5 protein-coding genes, 3 tRNA genes and 1 pseudogene are annotated in these 8,587 nt (G+C 73.2%); 5 read left to right on the top strand and 4 right to left on the bottom strand.

Annotation, left to right across the window (positions count from 1 at the left end):
• The 5 genes and pseudogenes from AC0ZLC_RS32540 to AC0ZLC_RS32520 all read left to right on the top strand — a co-directional run.
• Positions 1-723: pseudogene (locus AC0ZLC_RS32540) on the top strand (DNA polymerase III subunit gamma and tau); the annotation flags it as partial.
• A gap of 256 nt (positions 724-979) precedes the next feature.
• The gene (gene purD, locus AC0ZLC_RS32535; protein ID WP_476755525.1) at positions 980-2,233 is read left to right on the top strand and encodes a phosphoribosylamine--glycine ligase; all 1,254 of its coding nucleotides are present in this window, start codon (positions 980-982) and stop codon (positions 2,231-2,233) included.
• A gap of 358 nt (positions 2,234-2,591) precedes the next feature.
• A complete protein-coding gene (locus tag AC0ZLC_RS32530; RefSeq protein WP_476755527.1) occupies positions 2,592-4,361 on the top strand; it encodes a M48 family metalloprotease in 1,770 nt (589 codons plus the stop codon).
• 179 nt (positions 4,362-4,540) lie between these two features.
• Complete coding sequence (locus AC0ZLC_RS32525) at positions 4,541-6,082, top strand: N,N-dimethylformamidase beta subunit family domain-containing protein (RefSeq protein WP_476755524.1); 1,542 nt, start codon at positions 4,541-4,543, stop codon at positions 6,080-6,082.
• A gap of 233 nt (positions 6,083-6,315) precedes the next feature.
• Positions 6,316-7,215, top strand: coding sequence for a phosphoribosylaminoimidazolesuccinocarboxamide synthase (locus AC0ZLC_RS32520; protein ID WP_476755523.1), 900 nt, complete (start codon positions 6,316-6,318; stop codon positions 7,213-7,215).
• 42 nt (positions 7,216-7,257) lie between these two features.
• On the opposite strand, the gene AC0ZLC_RS32515 is transcribed toward AC0ZLC_RS32520, so the two are convergent.
• The 4 genes from AC0ZLC_RS32515 to AC0ZLC_RS32500 form a co-directional block, all read right to left on the bottom strand.
• A tRNA-Gly gene (locus AC0ZLC_RS32515) sits at positions 7,258-7,333 on the bottom strand.
• Between the two features lie 195 nt (positions 7,334-7,528).
• Positions 7,529-7,604 (bottom strand) — tRNA-Gly (locus AC0ZLC_RS32510).
• Positions 7,605-7,683: 79 nt separating this feature from the next.
• Positions 7,684-7,755: transfer RNA gene (locus AC0ZLC_RS32505), tRNA-Gly, on the bottom strand.
• Between the two features lie 188 nt (positions 7,756-7,943).
• Positions 7,944-8,261: a histone-like nucleoid-structuring protein Lsr2 gene (locus tag AC0ZLC_RS32500; protein WP_476755522.1), complete on the bottom strand. Its 318-nt coding sequence runs from the start codon at positions 8,259-8,261 to the stop codon at positions 7,944-7,946.
• Positions 8,262-8,587: the final 326 nt, after the last annotated feature.

Raw genomic sequence — 8,587 nt, 5'->3', positions numbered from 1 at the left:
CGCCCCGGCGGCTGGCCGACGGCGGCACCCGCGGGCAGCGGCCAGGCTCCCGCGACCCCCGCGCCCGCGTCCCCGCCGGCGACGCCCGCGCAGCCGTCAGCCCCCGCTCCTGCGCCCGCGGCGCCCGCCCCCGCCCCGGTGGCCGGCGGCCCCGACCCGCGCGCCCTGTGGCCGAACATCCTGGAGGCGGTGAAGAACCGGCGCCGCTTCACCTGGATCCTGCTCAGCCAGAACGCGCAGGTGACCGGCTTCGACGGCACGACCCTCCAGATCGGCTTCGTCAACGCGGGCGCCCGGGACAACTTCGCGAGCAGCGGCAGCGAGGACGTCCTGCGGCAGGCGCTGGCCGAGCAGTTCAACGTGCAGTGGAAGATCGACGCGATCGTCGACCCGTCGGGCGGTTCGGCGCCGCCGCCCGCCCCGGGCCCCGGTTTCGGCGGCGGGTACGGCGGCGGTCCTGCCGCCCCGCGTCCCGCCCCACAGCAGCCGGCCCCGGCGGCCCGTCCCGCCCCGCACCAGGACTCCGCCTCCGCCGGTCCCGCGCAGGCCGCTTCCGCCCCGGGACCCGCCCGGTCCGCCCCGGAGCCGCCGCCCCCGGTCTCCCCGGAGGACGACACCCCGGAGGACGACGACCCCGACCTGGACGAGTCCGCCCTCTCGGGGCACGACCTCATCGTCCGCGAGCTGGGTGCGACGGTGGTCGAGGAGTTCTCACACGAGTGACCCCGCCGTGGGAGCGGAATCCGCAGGGGCCGTACGCCGCACAAGCCGCTGGCCGCCGTGCGTACGCCGCACAAGCCGCCTGCCACCGCCCGCCCAGGGGCCGACTGCCTCCGTGGAACGGGCCCGGGGACTCCCCGCGGCCCGCGCCCACAACGGCGTCCGCACCCGCGTCTTGGAGGATCCCACCAACGCCGCCGGTGCCACCCCTCGGAAGCCTCTACGAGATCACCCGCCCGGGACGGCTAGGCTGACCCCCGTGAAGGTCCTTGTCATCGGTAGCGGCGCCCGCGAACACGCCCTGTGCCACTCCCTGTCCTCCGACCCCGACGTCACCGCCCTGCACTGCGCCCCCGGGAACGCGGGCATCGCGGAGGTGGCCGAGCTGCACCCGGTCGACGCCCTCGACGGCGCCGCCGTGGCCGGGCTGGCCACGCGGCTCGGCGCCGAGCTGGTGATCGTGGGCCCCGAGGCCCCGCTCGTCGCGGGGGTCGCCGACGCCGTACGCGAGGCGGGCATCCCCTGCTTCGGCCCCTCCAGGGAGGCGGCGCGGCTGGAGGGCTCCAAGGCCTTCGCCAAGGACGTCATGGCGGTCGCGGACGTCCCGACGGCACGCTCGTACGTCTGCACGACGCCCGACGAGGTCGAGGAGGCGCTCGACGCCTTCGGAGCCCCGTACGTCGTGAAGGACGACGGCCTCGCCGCGGGCAAGGGCGTCGTCGTCACCGACGACCTCGAGGCCGCCCGGGCGCACGCGAACGCCTGTGACCGCGTCGTCATCGAGGAGTTCCTCGACGGCCCGGAGGTCTCCCTCTTCGCTGTCACCGACGGCGAGACCGTCGTCCCGCTCCAGCCGGCCCAGGACTTCAAGCGCGCCCTGGACGACGACAAGGGTCCGAACACCGGCGGAATGGGTGCGTACTCGCCCCTGCCGTGGGCGGACCCGAAGCTGGTCGACGAGGTCATGGAGACGGTCCTCCAGCCGACCGTCGACGAGCTGCGCCGCCGCGGCACCCCCTTCTCCGGGCTCCTCTACGCGGGACTCGCGATCACCCGCCGCGGCGTCCGGGTCATCGAGTTCAACGCCCGCTTCGGCGACCCGGAGACCCAGGTGGTCCTCGCCCGCCTGCGGACCCCGCTCGCGGGCCTGCTGCTCGCCGCGGCCACCGGGAACCTGGGCTTCCTCCCGCCCCTGCGCTGGAGCGACGACGCGGCCGTCACGGTGGTCGTGGCCTCGCACAACTACCCCGGCACCCCGCGCACCGGCGACCCCGTCACGGGCCTCGACGAGGTCGCGGCCAAGGACGCTCCGAACGCGTACGTCCTGCACGCCGGTACGAAGCGCGACGGCGACGCCGTGGTGAGCGCCGGCGGCCGCGTGCTGTCGGTCACGGCGGTGGGCGGCGATCTCACCGAGGCCCGCGACCGCGCGTACGCGGCGGTCTCCCGGATCCGCCTCGACGGTTCCGTGCACCGCACGGACATCGCGGCGAAGGCGGCGGCGGAGGCGTAGCGTTCGCCGGCCGTGGAAGGACGAGAACCCGCCACTCTCCGCCACGAACAGCTGTAGCAATCAGGCCCCGGATTCCTCATGAATCCGGGGCCTGACCCTTGCCGAACGTCATCCACCTCTCCCCAAAGCCATTCCATCGAGTGACCGATGCCCCATCCGGCTGACGGGGGCCGGAGCCCCAACTAGGGTGCGGCGCAAGCGTTCCGGCACTTGGCCCACCGGCATTGCGATGTCAGCGGCGGGTGCCACAGTGGGGGGATGAGCAACGCCAGGGCATGCCCCGTCGCCGGCCGTGACAGCCACTGTCACGGCGGGCCTCGGGCGAGACGGTAGGGGGTGTCATCCGGTCGTGACCGGTATGGGTGTGGAGGTGGGCGTGCAAGCAGCGCGCTCCCGGGCTCTCGCCGTGCTGCGCATACGCAGCAGGGCGCTGGCCGTCGCCCTGCTGCCCGCGGCCGTCGCCGTCGTGCTGCTCGTCGGCGGCCCCACCGGCCATCTCGTCGGCGGAGCCTGGGGGACCGCCCGCTGGGTCGTCTCGGTCCTCGCCGTGGTGGTCCTGCTGGCAGCCGCGGCCATCGCGCTGGTCGTCTCCCGGGCCCGCCCGGCGGTCAGCCCCACGGTCCCGATCGTCGAGGCCTCGGCGCCCGACCTGTACCGGCTGGTGCGCGACCTGGCCGACCGGCTCGACGTCCCGGTCCCCTCCGCGATAGCGCTCACCCCGGACTGCGACAGCTGGCTGGAGGACCGCACCCACCCGGCACAGAGCCGCCCCCCGCGCCGCGCCGGCCGCCTCCCGGCACTCAGGGCTCGCAGGCACGGGCACCGCCGGAGCACCGCGACACCCGTCCTCGTCATCGGCTCGCCCTTCCTGTGGTGGATGCGGGTGGGGGAGCTGCGCGCGGTCCTCGCCCCGGTCGTCGCGGGTACCGGCCCCTCCGCCCACCCGGACATAGCCGCGGCCCGCCGTTTCGTACGAGGGCTGGACGCGGCCGTGGCCGAGACCTCCGCGCCGACCCGCGGCCCGCTGGTGCGTACGGTGCTCGGCGTCGCCGGCTGGGTGACCCGCCTGCTCCTGCGCAGCTGCCGCGGTCACGCGGCCGAGATGGAGCGGGGGGTGGCGGCAGCCGCCGCCGAGCGCGCCCAGGCCGTGGACTACGGCGTGCGGATCGTCGCCCAGGAACAGGTGGGGCTGGCGTACGCGGGCTGGGACCGCCTGCTGACCAGGGTCGCCGTGCCCGCCTGGCGCATGGGCCGCTGGCCCTCCCGGCTCGACGCGGGCGTCGTGGCGGCCCTCACCGAACTCTCGCGCCGCGACCGCCTCGCGGAGGGCTTCGCCTCCCGGCTCGGCGAGCGCCCCGCCTGCGACCTCCTCGAGGAGCCCGGCACGGTCGACGAGGCGGCCTCCCTCCTCGCCGCCCGCCTCTTCCACGGCGGCCCCGCCGAGCGCGGGCCGGACTGGGCACCGGTGAACTGGCAGGAGTATCCGGAGGAGGTCGTCGACCGCACCTGGCGGACCGACGCGGCCCGCCTCCACCGCGTCCTCGACGCCCAGGGCGTCCGCCCCGCGCGGGGCCCGGCCGCCCCCGACCCCGGCCCCACGCTGTCCCGGGTGATGGACCACATGACGACCGTCCCGGCGGACTCGCCCGCCGTGGCGGCACCTCCGGACGAGGACACCGGTGCCACCGGTGACATCGCCGACGAGGACGAGGACCCCCTGGGCAACGAGCGGACGGCCGCGCTGGTGGCCGCGCTCAGTGCGGAGATCGCACGCGAGGAGGCGGCGGTGGGTCCCGTCCCCGCCTCCGGCGTGGAGCAGGGCGGCCCCGACAGCGCGCTGTGGGCGGACGGGATGCCTCCCCTCTTCCCGCTGCGGCCGCCGCGTACGGGCCGCGAGCTGCTGGCCGATCACGTCACCGCGATGGTCTGCTGCGCCGCGATGGACACGGCCGGCGCGGTGCCGGGCCTCGACTGGCTCGACGGCCCGGCCCTTCTGGTCGACGGCGAACGCGCCGCCGACCTGGGCCCCCGAGTCCTCGCCCTGATCGAGTCCGGCGACCCGGCCCCGCTCAGAAACTGGCTCCACGAGACAGGCGTCCGCCCCGAGAAACCAGTGCGCCTGGTCTGACCGCGCACGGACGCGCCGGGCCGAGGCGCCCCACCCGCCGAGGCCACGGAACCCGGTTCTCCGTTTATGCCGATTCGCGACGAACGGTGACGGTGTACGTGCGTTATGTGATGTGCTGGAGACCGTTCGCGCGCATGGCAGGAACCGCAACGTACGGGGGCACGAGGAGGGGAGCGGACATGGGGTCGGAACAGATCCGCCGCTGGGAGTCGGGAGCCCTGGCGCACGCCGTGACGGACCCCTTCGGCCAGGGCCCCGTCCCCTGGCTCCGCGGCGACGAGCAGTACTTCGGCGACACGGGCCAGGTCGTCCCCTGGTACATCGACCCCGGGGACGAGCTCCCCCTCGACCCCGCACCCCCCGGGGGCCCCGCCGTGGCCGTCCCCCGCCCCCGCCGTGCCCCTTCCGGTCCCCGCTCCCGCCCCGCCCCCGGCGGCCCCCGCTCCGCCGACGACGTCCACCGCCAGATCAAGGGCTTCACGTCCACCGGCGCGGCCACCCCGGGCGAGTCCCTCGACTTCCACATCACCGTCGACCCGCCGCAGGAATTCAGCGTCGACATCTACCGCATCGGCCACTACGGCGGAGACGGCGCCTCGAAGATCACCACCAGCCCACGGCTCTCCGGCATCGTCCAGCCGCCCCCGCTCACCGCCGACCGCACGGTCTCGTGCCACCACTGGTGGCTGTCCTGGCGGTTGCAGATCCCGAGCCACTGGTCGGTCGGCGCGTACGTCGCCGTACTCACCACGGTCGACGGCTACCGCTCCCACGTCCCCTTCACGGTCCGCGACGACCACCCCGCCGATCTGCTGCTCCTGCTCCCCGACATCACGTGGCAGGCGTACAACCTGTACCCGGAGGACGGCCGCACGGGTGCCAGCCTGTACCACGCGTGGGACGAGGACGGCCGGCTCCTCGGCGAGGCCGACGCCGCGACGACGATCTCCTTCGACCGCCCGTACGCCGGCGCCGGCCTGCCCCTCCACGTGGGCCACGCCTACGACTTCATCCGCTGGGCCGAGCGTTACGGCTACGACCTCGCATACGCCGACGCCCGCGATCTGCACGCCGGCCGGGTCGATCCCACCCGCTACCGGGGTCTGGTCTTCCCCGGCCACGACGAGTACTGGTCGACCGCCATGCGCCGCACCGCGGAACGCGCCCGCGACCACGGCACGTCGCTCGTCTTCCTCTCCGCCAACACCATGTACTGGCAGGTGGAGTTGGGACCGTCCCCGTCCGGTGTCCCGGACCGCCTGCTGACCTGCCGCAAGCGCAAGGGGCCGGGAAGGGCGGCGCTCTGGCGCGAGATCGACCGCCCGGAGCAGCAGCTGATCGGCATCCAGTACGCGGGACGGGTCCCGGAGCCCCACCCGCTCGTCGTCCGCAACGCAGACCACTGGCTGTGGGAGGCGACCGGCGCGGACGAGGGGGACGAACTCCCCGGTCTGGTCGCCGGTGAGGCCGACCGCTACTTTCCGCGCACCCCGCTGCCCGAGCACCAGGGCCGGATCCTGCTGGCGCACTCCCCGTACGCGGACAGCGAGGGTGTCACCCGTCACCAGGAGACGTCCGTCTACCGTGCCGAGTCGGGAGCCCTGGTCTTCGCGTCCGGAACGTTCGCCTGGTCGCCGGCCCTGGACCGCCCGGGCCACGTCGACACCCGTGTCCAGCGCGCCACGGCGAACCTCCTGGACCGCATCTGCAAACGGGACTGATCCCCCGCCCCCCGCACCTCCGGCCGCATCACCCCGGCGCCTCGGCCCCCACCTTTGACCGGGCCCGCACCGGCACCCGCGCGCGCACCACCCCCGAGGCTTCCCCGCACACCCGGTGACGGGAACCGCCCCCCGCGTGCGGGAGAATCGACGCACCTGGGCCCACCCGTCGCCCACCGCCAGCCTCTTCGGGCCTCGCGGGCGCCCCTTTTCTTCAACCACGGGGAGGAACCGTGTCCGGATTCGTCGACAAGCCCGAGCCCTTGCAGGTGCCGGGCCTGGTGCACCTGCACACCGGCAAGGTGCGCGACCTGTACCAGAACGAGGCGGGCGACCTCGTGATGGTCGCCAGCGACCGCATCTCCGCCTACGACTGGGTGCTGCCGACCGAGATCCCCGACAAGGGCCGCGTCCTCACCCAGCTGTCACTGTGGTGGTTCGACCAGCTCGCCGAGCTGGCCCCCAACCACGTCCTGAGCACCGAGCTGCCGCCGGGCGCTCCCGCCGACTGGGCGGGCCGCACCCTCGTCTGCAAGTCCCTGGAGATGGTCCCGGTCGAGTGCGTCGCGCGCGGCTATCTGACCGGTTCGGGCCTCGTCGAGTACGACGAGTCGCGCACCGTCTGCGGCCTCGCTCTCCCCGAGGGCCTCGTCGACGGCTCGGAGCTTCCCGCCCCGATCTTCACCCCGGCCACCAAGGCGGCGGTCGGCGAGCACGACGAGAACGTCTCCTACGAGGAGGTCGCCCGTCAGGTCGGCGCCGAGACCGCGGCCCAGCTCCGCCAGACGACGCTCGCCGTCTACGGCCGCGCCCGCGACATCGCCCGTGACCGCGGCATCATCCTGGCGGACACCAAGTTCGAGTTCGGCTTCGAGGGGGAGACGCTCGTCCTCGCCGACGAGGTGCTCACCCCCGACTCCTCCCGCTTCTGGCCGGCCGAGGAGTGGGAGCCCGGCCGCGCCCAGCCGTCGTACGACAAGCAGTTCGTCCGTGACTGGCTGACGTCGCCGGAGTCCGGCTGGGACCGCAGGAGCGAGCAGCCCCCGCCCGCGCCGCCCGCGCACGTGGTGGACGCGACCCGCGCCAAGTACATCGAGGCGTTCGAGCGGCTGACCGGCACGAGCTGGTCCTGAACGCACGAAGAAGCCCCCGGCCGAGGCCGGGGGCTTCTTCTGTGGAGCGAACGACGAGGTTCGAACTCGCGACCTCAACCTTGGCAAGGTTGCGCTCTACCAACTGAGCTACGTTCGCACTGCTGCGCCGTGGCGCGACACCTACTATACCCAACCTTTTCGGTGCCCGGGACGCACCAGGGGGGCGCGCCAGGGGATGCACCGGGGGACGCGCCGACGGCGACGCCGGCCGGACGGGTTCCGGCCCCACCGCGACGGGTTCCGGCCCCACCGCACAGCAAAAAGCCCCGGTCATCGACCGGGGCCTTCTCTGTGGAGCGAACGACGAGGTTCGAACTCGCGACCTCAACCTTGGCAAGGTTGCGCTCTACCAACTGAGCTACGTTCGCATTGCCTCCGACCGGCTCTCACCGATCGGCGCGAGCACCACCTTACCTGATCCACAAGAGTGGTAGGTAAGCGATGCGGAGCGGGTGACAGGAATTGCACACTGCGCCTTCCCCCTGGAAGGGGGATGTTCTACTACTGAACTACACCCGCACAACCTCGTGGGCTGCGGCTTTTCGGCCTTGCCCCTCGGCGTGCTCCAGACTCTAGCTGATCAGCAGGGGGGCAGCGCAAGTCGGCTGCCCCCGGGGCCCGCTGACGGGCCCTCGTCAGGCCCGCGCCGCCCGGGTCCCTCGAAAGAGGGACGCCGGGGCGAGGGGCCGGACCCCGGCGGGCCCGGCTCAGTGCGCGTCGGCGAACGCGTCGTAGACCTTCTTGGGGATCCGGCCGCGCGGCGGCACGTCCAGCTTGTTGGACCGGGCCCAGGCGCGGACGGCGGCCGGGTCGGGGGTCAGTGCCGTGTGCGTGTACGCCTTGCCGGACCGCGCCCGCTTGCGGCCGGCCTCGACGTAGGGGGCGAGCGCCTTACGCAGTTTCTTGGCATTGGCTGGATTGAGGTCGATCTCGTACGACTTGCCGTCCAGTCCGAAGGCGATCGTCTCCGCCGCTTCCGAGCCGTCGATGTCGTCGGAGAGAGTGACCACGACACGCTGCGCCACGAATATCGGTCCCTTCGTGCGACACCTCCGCGGTCGCGCGCCATGACGTGCACGGACGCGGTGAAGTACGCGGAGAGATGTCGACTGTCCGGCTGTTATTGGGCAAAGTATCGGCTAATGCGTTTTCCTTTGTACAGGGCCCGGCATTGCATTGTGAAGCCCGGCTATATCCCTGCGCGTGTCCAGCGGCAAAGAGGCGCCCTCGGTCTTCTGCGGTTTTCCCAGGATTTTTCCCGGCCGACCTCGCGTCGATGCGGGATCGTGATCGGGCTCACGTAGGATTCTACGAATCTACGCGAGTAGAAATTTCGTACGGGTAGTCTGAA

Source organism: Streptomyces sp. GLSS-08 (assembly GCF_056387915.1).
The sequence above is the reverse complement of the archived record's forward strand: the minus strand, read 5'-3'. Positions and strand labels throughout refer to the sequence as shown.

Coding starts and splice junctions, on each gene's coding strand:
- AC0ZLC_RS32530 (WP_476755527.1), top strand. CDS start 2,592: ATGGGTGTGGAGGTGGGCGTGCAAGCAGCGCGCTCCCGGGCTCTCGCC.
- AC0ZLC_RS32525 (WP_476755524.1), top strand. CDS start 4,541: ATGGGGTCGGAACAGATCCGCCGCTGGGAGTCGGGAGCCCTGGCGCAC.